18 protein-coding genes are annotated in these 16,931 nt (G+C 39.1%); 8 read left to right on the forward strand and 10 right to left on the reverse strand.

What is annotated here, in order from left to right:
- The first annotated feature begins 372 nt into the window (after positions 1–372).
- Positions 373–651: an RNA-binding protein gene (locus C7B62_RS15960; RefSeq protein ID WP_106238700.1), complete on the forward strand. Its 279-nt coding sequence runs from the start codon at positions 373–375 to the stop codon at positions 649–651.
- Positions 652–876: 225 nt separating this feature from the next.
- On the opposite strand, the gene C7B62_RS15965 is transcribed toward C7B62_RS15960, so the two are convergent.
- Together C7B62_RS15965 and menA are read right to left on the reverse strand one after the other, a co-directional pair.
- Complete coding sequence (locus tag C7B62_RS15965) at positions 877–1,269, reverse strand: RidA family protein (RefSeq protein ID WP_106238704.1); 393 nt, start codon at positions 1,267–1,269, stop codon at positions 877–879.
- Positions 1,262–2,164 (reverse strand): 2-carboxy-1,4-naphthoquinone phytyltransferase, encoded by a 903-nt coding sequence (menA, locus tag C7B62_RS15970; protein WP_106238708.1) that lies wholly within the window; start codon positions 2,162–2,164, stop codon positions 1,262–1,264. The genes C7B62_RS15965 and menA overlap by 8 nt, the downstream gene beginning before the upstream one ends.
- Positions 2,165–2,528: 364 nt before the next feature.
- Between menA and C7B62_RS15975 the strand changes: the two genes are divergently transcribed.
- From C7B62_RS15975 to menB, 3 genes are all read left to right on the forward strand, one after another.
- Positions 2,529–3,971: an isochorismate synthase MenF gene (locus tag C7B62_RS15975; RefSeq protein WP_106238711.1), complete on the forward strand. Its 1,443-nt coding sequence runs from the start codon at positions 2,529–2,531 to the stop codon at positions 3,969–3,971.
- A 100-nt stretch (positions 3,972–4,071) separates the two neighbouring features.
- A complete protein-coding gene (gene menD, locus C7B62_RS15980) occupies positions 4,072–5,787 on the forward strand; it encodes a 2-succinyl-5-enolpyruvyl-6-hydroxy-3-cyclohexene-1-carboxylic-acid synthase (protein ID WP_106238715.1) in 1,716 nt (571 codons plus the stop codon).
- A gap of 151 nt (positions 5,788–5,938) precedes the next feature.
- Positions 5,939–6,772 carry a 1,4-dihydroxy-2-naphthoyl-CoA synthase gene (gene menB, locus C7B62_RS15985; RefSeq protein ID WP_106238719.1) on the forward strand — a complete coding sequence of 278 codons (834 nt, stop codon included), beginning with the start codon at positions 5,939–5,941 and terminating at the stop codon, positions 6,770–6,772.
- Between the two features lie 154 nt (positions 6,773–6,926).
- Here menB and C7B62_RS15990 read toward each other — a convergent pair whose 3' ends face one another.
- The 5 genes from C7B62_RS15990 to C7B62_RS16010 all read right to left on the reverse strand — a co-directional run bounded on the left by C7B62_RS15990 (position 6,927) and on the right by C7B62_RS16010 (position 10,961).
- Positions 6,927–7,211: a hypothetical protein gene (locus tag C7B62_RS15990; RefSeq protein ID WP_199194222.1), complete on the reverse strand. Its 285-nt coding sequence runs from the start codon at positions 7,209–7,211 to the stop codon at positions 6,927–6,929.
- Positions 7,212–7,502: 291 nt separating this feature from the next.
- Positions 7,503–8,171 (reverse strand): DUF721 domain-containing protein, encoded by a 669-nt coding sequence (locus C7B62_RS15995; RefSeq protein WP_106238723.1) that lies wholly within the window; start codon positions 8,169–8,171, stop codon positions 7,503–7,505.
- Between the two features lie 35 nt (positions 8,172–8,206).
- Positions 8,207–8,998 carry a peptidoglycan editing factor PgeF gene (gene pgeF / locus C7B62_RS16000; protein WP_106238726.1) on the reverse strand — a complete coding sequence of 264 codons (792 nt, stop codon included), beginning with the start codon at positions 8,996–8,998 and terminating at the stop codon, positions 8,207–8,209.
- A 221-nt stretch (positions 8,999–9,219) separates the two neighbouring features.
- Entirely contained in the window at positions 9,220–10,029 is an 810-nt protein-coding gene (locus C7B62_RS16005; RefSeq protein ID WP_106238730.1) for a hypothetical protein, read from the reverse strand.
- A 137-nt stretch (positions 10,030–10,166) separates the two neighbouring features.
- Entirely contained in the window at positions 10,167–10,961 is a 795-nt protein-coding gene (locus C7B62_RS16010) for a type 1 glutamine amidotransferase (protein ID WP_106238732.1), read from the reverse strand.
- A 206-nt stretch (positions 10,962–11,167) separates the two neighbouring features.
- On the opposite strand from C7B62_RS16010, the gene clpS reads away from it, so the two are divergent.
- From clpS to C7B62_RS16025, 3 genes are all read left to right on the forward strand, one after another.
- Positions 11,168–11,461: an ATP-dependent Clp protease adapter ClpS gene (gene clpS / locus C7B62_RS16015; protein ID WP_106238771.1), complete on the forward strand. Its 294-nt coding sequence runs from the start codon at positions 11,168–11,170 to the stop codon at positions 11,459–11,461.
- Positions 11,462–11,600: 139 nt separating this feature from the next.
- Positions 11,601–11,882: a DUF2103 domain-containing protein gene (locus C7B62_RS16020; protein WP_106238735.1), complete on the forward strand. Its 282-nt coding sequence runs from the start codon at positions 11,601–11,603 to the stop codon at positions 11,880–11,882.
- Between the two features lie 210 nt (positions 11,883–12,092).
- On the forward strand, positions 12,093–12,572 hold the full coding sequence (locus C7B62_RS16025; protein WP_106238739.1) for a hypothetical protein: 480 nt from the start codon (positions 12,093–12,095) through the stop codon (positions 12,570–12,572).
- A 23-nt stretch (positions 12,573–12,595) separates the two neighbouring features.
- Here C7B62_RS16025 and C7B62_RS16030 read toward each other — a convergent pair whose 3' ends face one another.
- Together C7B62_RS16030 and lepA are read right to left on the reverse strand one after the other, a co-directional pair.
- Complete coding sequence (locus tag C7B62_RS16030) at positions 12,596–14,050, reverse strand: BCD family MFS transporter (RefSeq protein ID WP_106238743.1); 1,455 nt, start codon at positions 14,048–14,050, stop codon at positions 12,596–12,598.
- 164 nt (positions 14,051–14,214) lie between these two features.
- Positions 14,215–16,026 carry a translation elongation factor 4 gene (gene lepA / locus C7B62_RS16035; RefSeq protein ID WP_106238746.1) on the reverse strand — a complete coding sequence of 604 codons (1,812 nt, stop codon included), beginning with the start codon at positions 16,024–16,026 and terminating at the stop codon, positions 14,215–14,217.
- A gap of 174 nt (positions 16,027–16,200) precedes the next feature.
- On the opposite strand from lepA, the gene C7B62_RS16040 reads away from it, so the two are divergent.
- The gene (locus C7B62_RS16040) at positions 16,201–16,446 is read left to right on the forward strand and encodes a hypothetical protein (protein ID WP_106238748.1); all 246 of its coding nucleotides are present in this window, start codon (positions 16,201–16,203) and stop codon (positions 16,444–16,446) included.
- A gap of 266 nt (positions 16,447–16,712) precedes the next feature.
- Here C7B62_RS16040 and C7B62_RS25415 read toward each other — a convergent pair whose 3' ends face one another.
- Entirely contained in the window at positions 16,713–16,904 is a 192-nt protein-coding gene (locus C7B62_RS25415; protein ID WP_146132119.1) for a hypothetical protein, read from the reverse strand.
- Positions 16,905–16,931 lie beyond the last annotated feature (27 nt).

Raw genomic sequence — 16,931 nt, forward strand, 5'->3', positions numbered from 1 at the left:
TCAACACAAAAAATAACAAGTTGATTTTCTGCTCAAATTCAGACTAAGACAAGCATGAAAATATATCAGTCAAATACAAGCAAACCAAATAATGTAGGTAACTTGAGCGATCATTCCTCAGGGCGATCGCCAATAGCTTTAAGACTAATGTTGTTGACCCGAAGCCTAAAAAAATCAAGGGGACGAATATCTGGAGCGCAAAATTTGATTCGATTTTCGATAAAAGTGTTATTGTTAGGGATGAGAATGAACAGATTAAAGATTAAGTTTGTATCCAGTATCTAAGGGTTTCTTCCATAAAGTATTGAGCTATTTCTTTACCAATAATTCTGTCTCTCTAAACACAACACTCATTGAGAAGACGAACAAAACATGTCAATTTACGTAGGCAATCTATCTTACGAAGTCAACCAAGAAGACTTGAATGAAGTTTTTACCGAGTATGGAACTGTTAAACGAGTCCATATTCCTAGCGATCGCGAAACAGGTCGTCCTAGAGGATTTGCTTTTGTCGAAATGGAATCAGAAGCCAATGAAGACAAAGCAATTGAAGCTTTAGATGGTGCAGAATGGATGAACCGTCAGCTTAAAGTCAACAAAGCTAGACCTCGTGAAGATAGAGGTGGTGGTGGTAGAAACAACCGTTTCTAAACTTTTGTTAAAATTTTTTGGGTATTTCTTGTACAAGATCTAAAAATTTGCGCTTCTAGGAATTATGAGTAGATTATCTCTACATTTTTTCTGGGGGCTTTTTGTTGTTTAGGAAAAGATTTGATAAGTTGAACTGCATTTTTTAAAGCTAAGAGCTAATGGCTAAAAGCTTTAAACCAATGATTTGAAACAAAGCTAATTTACATTAAACTTAAAACTTATCGATCAATCAATTACCGCAATACATTCAATTTCGACTAAAACGTCTTTAGGTAAACGAGAAACCTCTACACAAGCACGAGCGGGAGCAGTATCTTCCAGAAAATACTCGGCGTAAACTTGATTCATCGGCACAAAGTTAGCTAAATCAGTTAAAAAAACGCTAGTTTTGACCACATCTTCCCAATTTGCTCCTGCCTCCTTGAGAATTGCCTCAAGATTCGCCATTACCTGCTGAGTTTGCGCTGTAATATCTCCCTCGCCAACAATTTGACCAGATTGAGGGTCTAGGGATATTTGCCCTGCCACAAACAGCATTTGACCAGAAGTAGCGATCGCTTGATTATAAGGGCCAAGAGGTGCAGGTGCTTTGTCGGTACGAATGACTTGTTTAGACATGACTAAAGATTAATCCGAGGATAAGTAGTATTGAACTGGAGAGATAAAGATTGACAGCAATAAATTTACTGTTGCTTACTTTTGCGGGAAAAGCATGATTTTGATTCACATGATTAGCTAACTGGTAAGCAAAGGGTAAACTACCAAAGATAATTAGACAGAGCAGGGGTAAAATATCCGTAAGCACCAAAATTACTGTTAGCACATAAATGCTGGCGATCGCTATTGTTAATACCTTTGCCCCTTTAGCTGTTCCTAAGCGTACGATTGGCGATCGCTTGCCAGCAATTAAATCGTCTTGAATCTGATGAAAATGAGAGCAAAAGAGAATAATTGAAGTACTGATGCCAATAATTGTCGAAATAGCCCAAGTGTTTCCCGAAAAAGATTGTGTTTGTGCATAATAGGCAGCCGATACTGCCCCAGGGCCAAAAGTGAAGAAACAAATTATTTCTCCCCAACCCAAATAGCCAAAACGAAATGGGGGACCTTGATAGGTATAACCCAAAAAGCAGCATAGTAAGACCAAAATTACTACTGTTGGGTCTTGTTGCCACCAAGATAAAGCGAAAATGCCACTCAGACCTACACTCAGACAAAAATTAGCAACCCAGAACACAAGAGTTTTGTTGCCTGTTAAATTAACAACTGAATGGGCTTTATTTACGTCAATACCTGTTTCCGAATCAAAGACATCATTACTCAAATTCAGCCAGGCAATAATGAGAATTGCCGAGCCAAGAAAGGTAAAGAAATATTGAGTATTAAATAGACTTGTTGCGGTAAAAGCCACTGCTGTTCCTACTGCAATAGGAGCGATCGCTACACTGTAGATTGGAGGCTTAATTGCAGCTAGCCACAGTTGATTTTTCTGGGGTATTTGCTTGGTAGTCATAAAAACAGGTTATGGAAGCAAAACTCGTTGATCTTCCACAATTAAAGACAATATTTAGTACACTATCAGCTATGACTGTCAGTATTGAGCAAGTTTCACGAAAGTTAAAGTTAAGAGTTAGGCAACTTAGGCTCAAGCCTGATTAATCGACCGAATCAGACGTTTGCTTTTGTTTACTAGTTAAAAAGAATGTTTATGCTAATTTTAAAAGAGAGCTTAAGCTAGAACTATTGCAGACAGTATCTTATAATGAAAATCATAAAATTATCTTTTTTAGTAGTTATTTACTAATAAGCAATTAACTTAACACTTAACTTTTATTTCCTACCTAAACTTTGGGGAAATGACACCAACTACAAGCTCTATGTCTTTTGCAACTCAGCCTAATAATTTAATTTTAGATAATTTAGATAATTTAGATAATAATATTAATACAGAAATAAATAATTTTTGGCACGGTAAAAAACTGAGTTTTGCTGTCAATCAAGACACAGAAATTATTAGTTTGGCTGTGGGGATTACAACTGTCGATCCCCTTGCCTGTCTACAACAACTTGGTCATAGCAATACATTAAACTTCTATTGGGAAAACTGTAGTAAGCAAGAAGCCGTGGCTGCCTGGGGAGTAACCATCAGGGGCAACACCGAGCCGAATTCTAGGTTTGCTTCGGCTCAAAACTTAATTCAAAATTGGTTTAAACAAATTACTAGAGAGGGTGCAAATGCGCTAATTCTAGGCAAGCCCAGTGTTTTTTGTGGATTCACCTTTTTTGCGGATGTCGAGGAATCTGAACCTTTTAAGTCAGGAACTTTATTTTTGCCTCGGTTTCAAATAGTCAAAAAGAACAAAAATTGCTGTTTAATTGTTAATTTTCCTCTTCACCAAGGACAAGATAAAAGCTATGTTTTAGAGCAAATTAAGCAAAAAGTAGATAGTATTGATTGGTCTAGTTTAAAGCGATTAGATGAGGATGATTGTAGTTTTCTCTCTGTTAATCGCCAGCAGTCTCAAGATCCTAACTACTTTAAAACAGTAGTTAAATCTGTCTTAAGCTCAATTGCTGCGGGAGAATTGAGCAAGATTGTGTTAGCTCACACCACAGAAATTAAATCGGCAATTCCGTTTGATGTAATTAAGTCTCTAAGCAATTTAAGAAAACTTCATCCTGACTGCTATATTTTTTCCACTAGTAATGGTCAGGGGCAAAACTTTGTTGGTGCAAGTCCCGAACGTTTACTAAGCGTACAAAATCAACAGCTTGTAACTGATGCTTTAGCAGGTTCTGCTGCTAGAGGAAACAATAGTACGGAAGATCTTCATCTGGCAAATCTGCTCTTGAAAAATCGCAAAGAAAAGCGCGAACATCATGCCGTGCGTGATTTTGTAATTGAGCGTCTTAAAGGTATTGGTTTAAAACCTCAGCAGTTACCGCTGCAAATCCTGAAACTGTCGAATATTCAACATTTATGGACACCAATTTATGGACACCTACCCACAGATATTGAGCCATTAGAAATTATCGCACTGCTTCATCCCACTCCTGCTGTAGCGGGAGTATCGACTAAATCTGCCTGTGAAAAAATTCGCTATTACGAAAAATGCGATCGCTCTCTTTATGCAGCGCCTCTGGGTTGGTTAGATTATGAAGGAAACTGTGAATTCATTGTCGGTATCCGTTCTGCTTTGATCGATGGCAACCTGGCTCGGCTATATGCTGGTGCAGGAATTGTTTCTGGCTCTAATCCTGATAAAGAATTCGACGAAGTACAGTTAAAATTACAGTCTTTGCTAAAAGCTTTAGTGTGAACTAATAACATATAGTCATTCCAAATAAAAATCACATGATTATGTAAGGGCGATTCGCGAATCGCCCCTACTGAGATCTTCTCCGCGCCAAATGCTCTGAATGATTGATTTTCGTAATGTTAATACTTTATGGGCATCGGTACTGGTAGAAACATTACATTGTTGTGGTGTGAATACAGCAGTGGTTTGTCCTGGTTCTCGTTCCACGCCTTTGACTATCGCATTTGCCAATCATCCCCAGATGATTGCTATTCCCATTTTAGACGAACGTTCTGCTTCTTTCTTTGCCCTTGGTAGAGCTAAAAAAACGGGTGTACCCACAGTCTTAGTCTGTACTTCGGGGACAGCAGGAGCAAACTTTTATCCCGCCGTAATTGAAGCTCAACAAAGTGGTGTTTCTTTAATTATCTTGACCGCAGATCGTCCCCCAGAATTACGTAATTGCCATGCAGGACAAACCATCGATCAGATCAAACTCTATGGTAATTTCACCAACTGGCAATGTGAACTTGCCATCCCTGAAGCTAGTCTGAGTATGGTATGTTATCTGCGACAAACTATAGTTCAAGCCTGGCAACAGTCTTTGCTACCTATCCCAGGAGTTGTACATCTTAATCTTCCTCTACGTGAACCCCTAGCACCGATTAAACAGTCATTATCGTCGATTGAAACTGAATTTCCTGGAGATTTTTTTGACGCTATCACTAGCAATCCACCAGCTAGCAATGCGATCGCTCTATCTGGCAATAGTTGGGGAGGAAAGTCAGGCATAATTGTGGCAGGATTAGCTCAACCTCAAGATCCTCAAGCTTATTGTCAGGCGATCGCCACCTTAGCTCAACAGCTATCTTTTCCTGTCTTGGCTGAGGCTCTATCACCTGTGAGAAACTATGCTCAACTTAATCCTTATTTGATTTCTACTTATGATTCAATTCTACGTCAGCCAAGGGCGCAATTAATTCCTGAAGTAGTGATTCAAGTTGGAGAATTACCCACCAGCAAGCAGTTGAGAAACTGGTTACAAGATCTTGACGTAACTCGTTGGGTGATTGATGCCAGGATTGATAACTTCGATCCGCTACATGGCAAGACAATTCATTTACATACTTCTGTTGAACAACTTACAGGGAACAGAGAGATTAGCAATAACTTGCCATCGTTTTATTGTAAACAATGGCTGGAATTAGAAGCAGCAACCAGAGCAAGCATAGACCATACCTTGAAATCTCTTACGCAAATGTATGAAGGTAAAGCAGCTTGGTTGATTTCTCAGACTTTGCCATCAGATACACCAATTTTTTTGGCGAATAGTATGTCGGTGCGTAATGCCGAATATTTTTGGCAGCCTAACCAAAAAAAGCTAGTTCCTTATTTTAACCGTGGTGCTAATGGCATTGATGGGACTCTTTCCACCGCTTTAGGAATTGCTTACCAAGACACAGGAGTTTTGTTGACAGGAGACTTAGCATTATTACACGACACTAATGGCTTTTTGATTAAGCAGAAGTTTCAAGGTCATCTAACAATTATCCTCATCAATAATAACGGCGGGGGGATCTTTGAAATTTTACCTATTGCTGACTCTTCTTCTTTTGAAGAATATTTTGCCACGCCTCAAACAGTCAATATAGCTAAACTTTGTGCTGCCTATGGTCTTGAACATATCAAAATTGATGACTGGCAGCAGTTCACAAATTTAATCGCCAACTTACCTAAGACAGGTATTCGAGTCTTGGAATTAATTTGCGATCGCCATGCTGATGCTGCTTGGTTAAAACGCAATCTGCCTTTGTTTGGCAACCATAGCATTGAGTAAAAACTGGCAAAAGAGCAAAAAAGCCTAAATGTAACTTTAAGTAACATTTATAAATGATCGAGACACGTTGAAATTTTACTGCTGTTTAATTGCTAGATTCAATGATTTAATCTTAATGATGAGATTACTTGGCAAAATGTAGCAACGTCTTATGCAAGTTCAATGGCAAGTGGGTAAAAATTACGAAGATATTATTTATCAAAAATGGCAGGGCATTGCCAAAATCACCATTAATCGTCCCCATAAACGCAATGCTTTTCGTCCCAAAACTGTGTTTGAAATGTACGATGCTTTTGTGGATGCTCGCGAAGATTCTACTATTGGGGTCATTTTTTTAACTGGTGCAGGTCCTCATACAGATGGCAAATATGCTTTTTGTGCAGGGGGAGATCAGAGTATTAGGGGTAAGGCGGGATATATCGATGACCAGGGTATACCTCGTCTCAACGTTTTGGATTTACAGCGTTTGATTCGCTCTCTGCCCAAAGTGACGATCGCTTTAGTGGCTGGTTATGCGATCGGTGGAGGTCATGTATTGCATGTATTGTGTGACCTAACTATTGCAGCCGAAAATGCTGTTTTTGGGCAAACTGGACCAAAAGTAGGTAGTTTTGATGGTGGATTTGGCTCTAGTTATTTAGCTCGCATTGTAGGACAGAAAAAAGCCCGAGAAATTTGGTTTTTATGTCGTCAATATGATGCAGCCGAAGCCGAAAAAATGGGTCTAGTTAATTGCGTCGTGCCTATTGAGCAACTGGAAGCTGAAGGAATTAAATGGGCGCAAGAAATATTAACCAAAAGTCCGATGGCAATTAGATGTCTTAAGGCTGCATTTAATGCCGACTGTGATGGGCAAGCAGGTATTCAAGAGTTGGCAGGTAATGCGACCATGCTCTATTACATGACAGAAGAAGGAGCCGAAGGCAAACAAGCCTTTTTGGAAAAACGCGATCCTGACTTTCGGCAATATCCTTGGTTACCCTAAACAAAGACAATTTAAAAATAAATAAGGCGATCGCTAAATGTAGCGATCGCCTCAAATTAAAAAAATTGTTAACTTTTAGGTAAATCAGTTTAATTTATTAACCCATCGAATGTGTAGATTGAAGTCAAACTAACAGATTCTCTTTGATAGCAAATTATTCTATTTGAGGAGCCGCCATAGGAGAGCGATCTTCTTTTGTGCTATTGTCAGCTAGCTTAGAAACGATTCTCTCAGAACAATCTGGAGCGATCAAATCTAACTGAAAAATGTTTTCCAGCTTTTTCAAGGTGGTTTCAAAGGGAGGAGAGGCAAAATCGCAAGCTTTCCAACTACTTTGGACTGGTACGCCTAATATTTGGCACGAACCGCCCCTGCGTCCTTCTGACTCATAAAAGCGACAGTAGCGACAGGCAGAAGTTGGAAAATTTCTTTCTTTCATGTGGGTTGTTTCACTCGGTTTTTATTCAATTCCGCTATTTACATTCTGCTTTATCTTTATAATCTAACTAATTCAATTCAAATGAATATCTAGCCTAGGTTTTACTGATCCCCAGACAGGATCGAGATTTTATATTGTCTTTATAATTGATTAATGAACAGAAACGAATAAACATTAAAAAAATAAAAAAAGTAACAAGAAATACTTTTCTGGCGTATTTTTTCTGAAAAATAATTGAAAAACTCAATAGGGATCATTAACAAAGAATAGAGTTTCCTTTATATTCTCTTTCTATTCTTGTTTTAGAAAAACTGGTGGACAATATTCTTTAGACCATTTTTGAGCTACACAATGATGACATAAATTCCATCTACTCAATTCTGCTTGAGATATAAGCGAATTACACTTTGGGCAAGCCAGAGTACTCTTAGATCTCTGTTCAATGACTCTCAGCCAGCGTTGAGCAGCATTTTTAGCCAGATCTTGAGGAGATAGCTGATCTTTAACTTTTTCATTCTCTTTGAGGAAAACTAAGGAGTCTGAAGAAATTTTGGTTTGATGGCGATCAGGCAATCCCCACGCTTCGCGATTGGTATGGTCACGCTTTTGGCGATCGCTGATCGTGAATAAAGCTTGAGTATCTTGCCCAGGATTTTGCTGGTGCCATTGCGAAGAGGAAAAACGGAGATCTTTTATTTCAGCAGTTAGCTGATGTTGATTAAGTCTTTTCAGTAGGGCGTATCTTTGAAAAGAAAGCTCCTGCGCTCTGGTGGCGCTAGAAGTCGCTATATAAAGTATTTGTCGATTAATGTAGAGAGGGCGAGTATGTTGAGCAGTTTGTTGATTAACCACTTGCTCCCAACATTTTAGGAGTTGACGATGTTCCCGCAGTTTCTCCCACCCAGGTTGGTTTTCTAGTTGAGTGAGGATTTGTTCTACAGAATCGAAATGCAATGACATGGGGAGGATATTCTTAAAAAACTAAAAACTAAAAACTATTGAGAAACAATCCCCGACCATTGGACTTTTTTTTCACCAGTGCGTCGGTAAGAGAAAAATAGATCTTTTTCCTGAAATGTGCAATAGGGTGCGATCGCAATTTGTACTGGATCAATTCCCAATTGTTCGAGTTGAAGATGATTAATTCGAGGGACATCTAAGCGGACTTTTCCTGGTAGTTCATCTTCTAAGATTGGTGCATGGGGAAACTGCTTGAGTTTATTCAAAACGGTTTCAGATGCTAAATTTGGCTGAGGTAAAAGACTACGAGCAACTTCAAGCGCCACGCTTTCATCTACCTGATACATTTTCCCTGAGATCGCAGGACCAATTGCCACACGAAGATTGGTTTTTTTACTCCCAAATTCGAGAAATCTAGCGATCGCTTTAGGGACAATTGTCTGGGCTGTACCTCGCCAACCTGCATGAATGGCACAGGTTTGTCCTGTAGCTATATCTCCAATTAAGACAGGAGTACAGTCGGCACTGGCTGTCCATACAGATTCTTGTGAGCTATTGCTAATTACGGCATCAGCTTCCGCCAGTTCGTCAAGATTATCCTGCTGATTTACTATATCTTTAATTTCTTGGGTTGTTAAAACCACATTGCCGTGAATTTGTTTAACCCGATACGCAGTTATTGGTGATTGTCGCCAAACTAAAGTAAGATCTGCTGGAGTGCGAGGATAAAATTTTTGCGTAAAAAAGCCGTGTTGCCAAGGGGACAGTAAATCACAGGTGAGATAAGCATGATCCTGCCAAGTTTGCCAATGCCAATGCTGATTCATATGCTTGAGACGAATTTAAATTTTAAAAACGACAAAAAATTTTTGCTTGATACCCTAATAAAATTTTAAGGACTAGAGTGAGCAGAGAATAATACCTATAATTTAGGCTATTTCTCTAGCTTCAACTCTAATCCCACTCAAAAAAGCTTATCGCTGCGAACGCTTCGCGTTCCAGTCGTCGAAGACGACGATCTGCTCTAATGCGCTGCGCTTATAGCTATTTAGTTTGAAACGACTGCTACGTAAAGCTTTGTATCCTGATCATATCTCCAAGCAATTCCTTCTGGATCTTTGCTCATGCTCCATAGTTCAAAATCTGGATCAGATTTGCGTCTGCCAACTGTACTAGAATTAAGGTCGAGGCGTTTTGCTAGTTCAGCTTGAATCAATGATTGACCAGCATCAATAGAAGTGGTTTGCTTGATGGTTGAACTATCTGTTTCGGACTCAGGATTAATTATAGTGGACTGGGGAGATTCTGTTCTGCTAATCAGAGCAACAGAAGATGATTCGGGATCTTTAGCACTGTCGTCAGCGTCGGTTTCTTGTTCTTGCTTTGCCAATTGAGCAATACCTCTAACAGATAATTTGCCAGAGTCTTTGGCTGCTAATTGGTATGAATTTACTGCTGGTTCAGGTTCGCTATCGTCTAAGATGCTGCCTAAAGCACTAGCAGTAGGAAAGTAGTAAACTACCCCCTTGTCAGCTGTGTTTTTTGGCTGAGTGCCATACTCATCACTTTTACGAGCGAGAAATGCTTTTGCAGCATTTGCGGTTAAGTTTGCTTTTACGGATAGGTCTACTGGAGTTACATAGCCTTTAGTTTCCTTAATTAGTTGATTAAAGTAAGGATTGATTTGCGCACACCATTTTTGCCACTTATAGTCTTGCCAAATTTTGAAAGCTACGATCATCGCTGCAATTAACAGCAAAAATGGCCATAACATATACAAAACTACAATACCAAAAGCCAGAGGTATAATCAGAACTAAAGCGCCAGCAGAACCATTATCTAGTACTTTTCCAGTCATAGTTTTGGTTGCAATTGCTAAGATTTACGGATTGCAAGATTATCTTGCATAAATTGTCTTTATGCAATATTAAGGCAACTTACGTTGCAACGCACGCAACTTACATGCAACTTTATTAAACAACTGCCAAGATAATTCTAAGTGGCAACGGCTGAAACTGATATTCCCAGACGTTTAAACATAGATTTACGTCCTGCAATTGCTAAAGAATCGTCTAAAGGGGACAAGGTAATTTCTGTTTTGTACTTTTGCTGTAAAGCTTTTTTGATTAACCAGTCGGCAATAAAGTAGTTTTTGGGCAATAATGGGCCATGAGCATAAGTAGCGATCGCATTACCATAAAAAGCTCCTGCAGTTTGGTCTTCACCGTTGTTACCATAACCTTTGATTACTTTACCCAAAGGCTGCACATTCTGTAGATAGGTTCTGCCTCCATGATTTTCAAAGCCAATCACCACAGGTTTTTCACGGCTCATTGCTTCTAGCTCGGCAGCGATTGGCGTAGCCGTAATTTCAAACACTAAGTTACCAATACAGCGTCGTGCTTCAATACCTGGATGCTTACTCACCATATCCAATATGCCTAAGCCTTTGATTCTTTTACCCTGAGCAGGTTCGTAATAATGACCCAATAGTTGGGGTGAACCACAGGTAAATACTCCTGGTGTGCCTTGGTCTAGTTTTGCTCGCAGTGCTTCGGCTTTTGCTCCTTGTAAATCTCGCATGACAATTTCTTGCTGACGATCTTGCGCTCCTCCACCAACGATAATATCTACCTGCTCAAATTCTGCTGCTGTGCTTTCCCGCTTAAGAGGCACAATTTCTACTTCAATATCTCGCCATTGACAGCGCCGTTGTAAACAAATAACATTACCGCGATCGCCATAGGTACTCATTAATGTAGGATATAGCCAGCCAATTGCAATTTTCATCTTGGTAATATGTCGGTAATATAAAAAACGGTAACAAATTTTAAGTTAGCCACTGAAACTTAACCTGATTTTGAAGAAATTATGCAAAATAGTTACACTAAATGATGGATTAATCAGGAATATTATCACAGGTAGATTTGTCTGATATCTACTGTTACCTTTTGATCTAATTAAGTTAATGAAGTAAGTTAATGAAGTTTATTAGCATGAGCCTTACCCCTACAGTCGTCAAAGAAAAAGCTGGTCAGACCATTAAGCAGCAATATCCTAACTATAAAATCATTGTTTTGAATGACGATCACAACACTTTTCCCTATGTAATTGAGTGTTTGCTGAAATATATCCCTGGCATGAATGGCGATCGCGCTCGCGAATTAACCGATCAAATTCATGTTGAAGGACAGGCGATTGTTTGGGTGGGACCTCAAGAACAAGCAGAACTATATCATCAACAGTTAAGCCGTGCAGGATTAACCATGGCACCATTAGAAAAAGCTTAAGTGATGCTGATATTTTTGCTAACTTAAACCCCATCGACATTGACAACAGGAGTTTTAATCAAAACTCGTTACTCTTTATTTGCGAAGCTTACTATTCATAGCTATCAGCTATTTTAATTAAACACAAGGGAAAACAATTATGTCTTCTGATGGTCGGTTAGTTTGGAATCATTCAACGCATCTTCCTGGCTTAATTCCTATCTTGGAAAAACTGATTGAGTGCGAAGGAATCACCACCGTCACCCCTGGCAGAATCAAGCAAACCAGAAGCCATATTCCCAAAATGAAGTTGAAAGTATCTGTCCCGATTAGAGGCGGTTACAAAATGATTGCTCGTCAGGGAAAAACAGTACAAGAAGTATTTATTCTTAGTACTCTAGATCAGTCACAGCTAGAACAGGCAATCGCTTCTTTACTGTAAATAATTTTTACTAGCTAAATCCAAATACATTAAATTTTTTTTGAGCAATGGTATTTGGATCACAAGTATTAAGCAACAAGATCTCTTAAAATATGAAACTGAATTTGAAAAAAAATTAGCAAGATCCAATTTTTTTAGATCTAATTAGACTTAATTAGGTCTAATTTATACTTAAACTTTGATTAATTATTTTTTAGATAGTTTGTTACTATGACTCATCGTTTAACTCCACAAGCTCGCGCCGATATTAGCCGTCTTTTAGCAGTACAAACTAAAACTTTAGGAGAACTGTTACAGGATGCAGATTTAGTCTCACCTTGGCAAATTGAGTCTGCACTTGAGGCGAAAATGCAGCATTCTAAATTGAGAATCGGCGAGATTTTAGCGCAAAAAAACCTGATCAAACCCGAAACTGCGGACTTTTTTGCTCAAGATTGGGCTAAAGCAGTCATTGCAGCAGAAAAGAATACTTTGGGTTATTATCTCCAACAGGCTGCAATTCTTGATCGCGAACAAATTGAAATAATTTTAGCTGAACAAAGAACTTCTGGAGTTCGTTTTGGTACAGTTGCAATATTTCAAGGATTTATTAAATCAACTACGTTAGATTTCTTCTTGGCTAATTTATTTCCTGAAGAATTGGCAGTTTCACCCTTTATTAATATGTACAAAGGTTATTCATTATCTTGAAAAAGACCAAGAAAAACACAGATCTATCCATCTAAGTCTCCTTCCATCACGGTAGAAAGTGCCTTGCTCGTATTATCTTTAAATTCTTGAACATCAACACTATCTAAAATAACAATTGCCAACACCATTACTGCTGCTTGAATAGCGAATACCAAGCTATACGCAATTAAAGGAACATCAAACATACCTTTACCAATATCTAAAATTACGCCCCCAAAAAAGGTGGCTAATCCTCTAGACATAGCTTGAGCTAATCCCCACGCGCCAATAAAAGTCCCTGCGGTTTTGGCAGCAGTCAAGTCTAACATTAAGCTAATTCCGCCAACGGTAGTTATCCCCGCCGTAATACCAAATAACAATACCGCTAATTGCAGCATTTTTGGCTGTTGAGTAAAACCAGCAGCAATAATTAAACCAAAGCACAAGGCAACTAGAATACAGCCAATTTTAGTTGTCAACTTTTTACCCAACGCCGGAATAATTAAAAACCCTGTAAAACTATAGCCCAATAAGATTCCCATACCCCAATAAGAATTAAGTTGGGTAGTTTGACCAATGCTCATGCCAAACACTTCTCCACCGTAGGGTTCAAGTACTGCTTCCTGCATAAACAAGCTAATCGTAAGTAGAGACAAAAAAGTAAAGAAGATACCTGTTTGACGACTAGTGGATAAAATTTGCAGCGCCCGATTAAGGCTAATACTATCATCGCGATCGCTTTGAATACCACTACTAAACCGAGAATATTTTTTCTCTACTCCCCAAGTGGCAATTAAAGCCAAAGCCAAAACTAAAAAAGGAACAAAGCTAAACACAGAATTAATTGGTGGCTGTAAAGTTTCTAGAGGAATATTTCCCGCCGAGATTCCTGCTACCTCAATTTTTTTAAAGACAATACTGCCAGTAACTCCGCCGATCACAATTCCCACCATTAACATCGACCAAACGATCGCAACTAATTTAGAACGTCTTGATTCTTCGGTAATATCTACCAATAAAGTAGTAAAGGGTGTTGAGCTACAGCTAACCCCTAAGCCATAAATAGCCATGATCAATCCTAACAAGGCACTCCAGCCGATAGTCTGACTATTCCACTGCCAACCACCGCTAGTCTCTACGACTGCCCCTAATTGCCATATCACTTGTACTGCCAGAAACACAGCCAAGCCTAAAATCGCTGTTCCGAGTAAAACATAATTAGTCCGATGCTTGCCTAGTATTGGTTTATTGTCCGATAGCTGCCCAAACCCAACTCTGGCAGGAGAAACAAATAATGAGGTAGCTAAAATTCCTCCTGTAATGGTGGCAGGAATACCAAGTTCACTAATCATCACTCGATTCAATACGGCGAGGGTTAATACCGCCATCAAACCCAATCCCAGATTAAATAAGCCCAAACGAAAGATAGTTAGCATTCCTATCTGACGCTTAGGACGATTGTTGGTGGCAATCGCTTCAGAAAAATCTTCAAGAGTCATTTTTCGTAGTTAATTTTTTAGGTGAGTATTCATAATTTATATAAAAAAGCCCTAAAGGACATTGTACCCTTGTCCTTTAGGATAAGCTTCGCAAATGGTATAAACGATCGCTATCTCAATTTAATGATATGGCGATCGCCTAACTTAACTTTTTAAATTCTCGATCACTCTTTGCCTATTTTTAACACTGCCATAAAAGCTTCTTGTGGAACATCTACAGTCCCAATAGATTTCATCCGTTTTTTACCCTTAGCTTGTTTCTGTAATAATTTCTTCTTACGAGAAATGTCACCGCCGTAACATTTTGCTAGTACATCCTTACGCAAAGCAGGAATATGTTCACTGGCAATTATTTTTGCGCCAATCGCAGCTTGGATCGGAACTTTAAACTGATGACGAGGAATTAATTCTTTCAGTTTTTCGGTTAATGCTCGACCAACATAGTAAGCTTTATCCCGATGCACAATAGTAGATAAAGCATCCACAGGATCTTTATTCACCAAGATATCCAACTTAACTAAATGATCTGTACGATACCCTAACATTTGATATTCCATGCTGGCATAGCCTTTAGTACGAGACTTCATCTGATCGAAAAAGTCAGTAACAACCTCTGCTAAAGGAAGCTCATAGACTAAACAGGTACGACTTTGCGTAAAGTACTTCATGTCCTTGAAGATGCCTCGTCTCGTTTGGCATAAGTCCATGAGAGTACCCACATAAGTTTCAGGAGTAATTATTTCTACTTTAATAAAAGGCTCTTCAATTTTTTCTCTTTTTTGCGGATCGGGCAATAGACTGGGATTATCAATTTCCATTACCTGCCCATCTATGGTGGTAACGCGATAAATTACCGAAGGTGCAGTAGTAATTAATTCAAGGTCATATTCTCGCTCTAGTCTTTCTTGGACAATTTCCATGTGTAGCAATCCGAGGAAACCACAGCGGAAGCCAAAACCCATTGCGCTTGATGTCTCTGGTTCATAAGATAAAGCTGCATCGTTAAGTTTGAGTTTATCTAAAGCATCTCGCAAGTCAGGATATTGATCAGAATCGGTAGGGAATAAACCACAGAAGACCATCGGTTTGGCTTCGGTATAACCTGGTAGCGGATTGGGTGCAGGAGCATCAACCTGAGTAATCGTATCCCCAACACGAGCGTCTGCAACTGCTTTAATCGCCGCTGCAAAATAGCCTACTTCTCCCGCATGAAGCTCATCTACTTCTACCTGAGTGGGAGAAAGAATTCCTAACTCATCGATCACATATTCTTTCCCTGATGCCATCAGACGCACGTTATCGCCTCTTTTAACCGTGCCATCCATAACACGAAAGTAAACTACTACACCTCGATAGGCATCGTAATAGCTATCAAAAATCAAGGCTCGTAAAGGTTGATCCACCGTATCTGCTGGTGGCGGAACTTGCTGCACGATCGCCTCTAAAATATCATTAACCCCTAAACCGATTTTGGCGGAAGCTTGAATGATATTACTACAGTCTAAACCCACGACATCTTCGATCTCTTGAGCAACTCGCTCTGGTTCTGCCCCTGGTAGATCGATTTTATTGAGTACGGGAATAATTTCTAAATCGTTTTCTAAGGCTAAATAAACATTAGCTAAAGTCTGTGCCTCAACTCCTTGAGAAGCATCTACTACTAGCAGCGCACCTTCACAAGCTGCCAGAGAACGAGAAACCTCATAGGAAAAATCTACGTGACCAGGAGTATCAATTAAATTTAAGACATATTTTTGCCCATCTTTGCCAGTGTAATTCATCCTGGCCGCCTGTAACTTGATGGTAATTCCCCGCTCTCGTTCCAAATCCATATTGTCCAAAAACTGCTCTTTCATTTTTCTTTGAGCAACAGTACCCGTATCTTGCAACATTCGATCCGCCAGGGTAGATTTACCATGATCGATATGAGCAATAATTGAAAAGTTGCGAATGCGAGATACAGGAACATCAGTCATAAAAATTAATTAGAATTAATAATCTTTAAAAGTTACTATTTGATACATTGTAATGTTCATTTTTACTTATTTTCCAATCTGTAACAGATTTTGCTTAAGTTTAGGTTGTGATGAGCCAAGATTTTAGTCTATATAGGTAAAATATAAAAAGAATCAGGAAAGCGTTTATGAATTATGAATGATGATCTCTTCAACCAAAATAAATTTGACAATGAAGCAATTAAAGACAAAGTTAAAGTCTCTGTCGATCTAGACTCAGAAGTTTTAGAACAGATTAAACATCTAACCAATGAACCTAGTCGCGTGATTGAAGCTGCGATTAAACAGTGGCTGCGAGGAGAGAGAAATGATAACACTGACTTAACCAGAACTTTTCAGCGTAATCCTCCTGTGCCACCTCAAGGAGAATGGAACGATTAAAACCTCGCAGTGGTTAGCTATAAGCACGGGACTAATTAAAAGTAGATTTTGAGGGCGTAAGTTTGCGGAAGCCTAAAACTGTTGACCGCCCGAACTATTTTTAAGTGAATCATCACTCCCGCATTGAGAAGATGAGAGGATTAGACCCTTGCCGCTTAAAGCTATAAAGCTTATACCTTTGCGTAAAGGCAGTGAAGATTAAGGACAATTGTTAGCTGCTTTTATCTCCAAAAAAGTTAAGGCTCACTACTAGCTTTTGAGGAAGCTTACTTAACCAGGAGCAAGAAATAGATTGGTATCCCCGTACAGGCAAAACGTAGACAGAATTTTTGGGCTAAAAGTCTACAAGGCAAACGATGGGGCATTTTGAGCAAAGGTCTTCTTTCTAGTTGGGTTTTGGACACAATTCTTGCTTCAAAAACGCCGTTCAAAAAATGCCTTAACTTTGCGCTGTTCATTGTTCATTGTTCGTTGCTTAAATATCT

This window comes from Pleurocapsa sp. CCALA 161 (genome assembly GCF_003003995.1).
GTDB lineage: Bacteria > Cyanobacteriota > Cyanobacteriia > Cyanobacteriales > Xenococcaceae > Waterburya.

Coding starts and splice junctions, on each gene's coding strand:
- C7B62_RS15960 (WP_106238700.1), top strand. CDS start 373: ATGTCAATTTACGTAGGCAATCTATCTTACGAAGTCAACCAAGAAGAC.
- C7B62_RS15965 (WP_106238704.1), bottom strand. CDS start 1,269: ATGTCTAAACAAGTCATTCGTACCGACAAAGCACCTGCACCTCTTGGC.
- menA (WP_106238708.1), bottom strand. CDS start 2,164: ATGACTACCAAGCAAATACCCCAGAAAAATCAACTGTGGCTAGCTGCA.
- C7B62_RS15975 (WP_106238711.1), top strand. CDS start 2,529: ATGTCTTTTGCAACTCAGCCTAATAATTTAATTTTAGATAATTTAGAT.
- menD (WP_106238715.1), top strand. CDS start 4,072: ATGATTGATTTTCGTAATGTTAATACTTTATGGGCATCGGTACTGGTA.
- menB (WP_106238719.1), top strand. CDS start 5,939: ATGCAAGTTCAATGGCAAGTGGGTAAAAATTACGAAGATATTATTTAT.
- C7B62_RS15990 (WP_199194222.1), bottom strand. CDS start 7,211: ATGAAAGAAAGAAATTTTCCAACTTCTGCCTGTCGCTACTGTCGCTTT.
- C7B62_RS15995 (WP_106238723.1), bottom strand. CDS start 8,171: ATGTCATTGCATTTCGATTCTGTAGAACAAATCCTCACTCAACTAGAA.
- pgeF (WP_106238726.1), bottom strand. CDS start 8,998: ATGAATCAGCATTGGCATTGGCAAACTTGGCAGGATCATGCTTATCTC.
- C7B62_RS16005 (WP_106238730.1), bottom strand. CDS start 10,029: ATGACTGGAAAAGTACTAGATAATGGTTCTGCTGGCGCTTTAGTTCTG.
- C7B62_RS16010 (WP_106238732.1), bottom strand. CDS start 10,961: ATGAAAATTGCAATTGGCTGGCTATATCCTACATTAATGAGTACCTAT.
- clpS (WP_106238771.1), top strand. CDS start 11,168: ATGAGCCTTACCCCTACAGTCGTCAAAGAAAAAGCTGGTCAGACCATT.
- C7B62_RS16020 (WP_106238735.1), top strand. CDS start 11,601: ATGTCTTCTGATGGTCGGTTAGTTTGGAATCATTCAACGCATCTTCCT.
- C7B62_RS16025 (WP_106238739.1), top strand. CDS start 12,093: ATGACTCATCGTTTAACTCCACAAGCTCGCGCCGATATTAGCCGTCTT.
- C7B62_RS16030 (WP_106238743.1), bottom strand. CDS start 14,050: ATGACTCTTGAAGATTTTTCTGAAGCGATTGCCACCAACAATCGTCCT.
- lepA (WP_106238746.1), bottom strand. CDS start 16,026: ATGACTGATGTTCCTGTATCTCGCATTCGCAACTTTTCAATTATTGCT.
- C7B62_RS16040 (WP_106238748.1), top strand. CDS start 16,201: ATGAATGATGATCTCTTCAACCAAAATAAATTTGACAATGAAGCAATT.
- C7B62_RS25415 (WP_146132119.1), bottom strand. CDS start 16,904: ATGAACAGCGCAAAGTTAAGGCATTTTTTGAACGGCGTTTTTGAAGCA.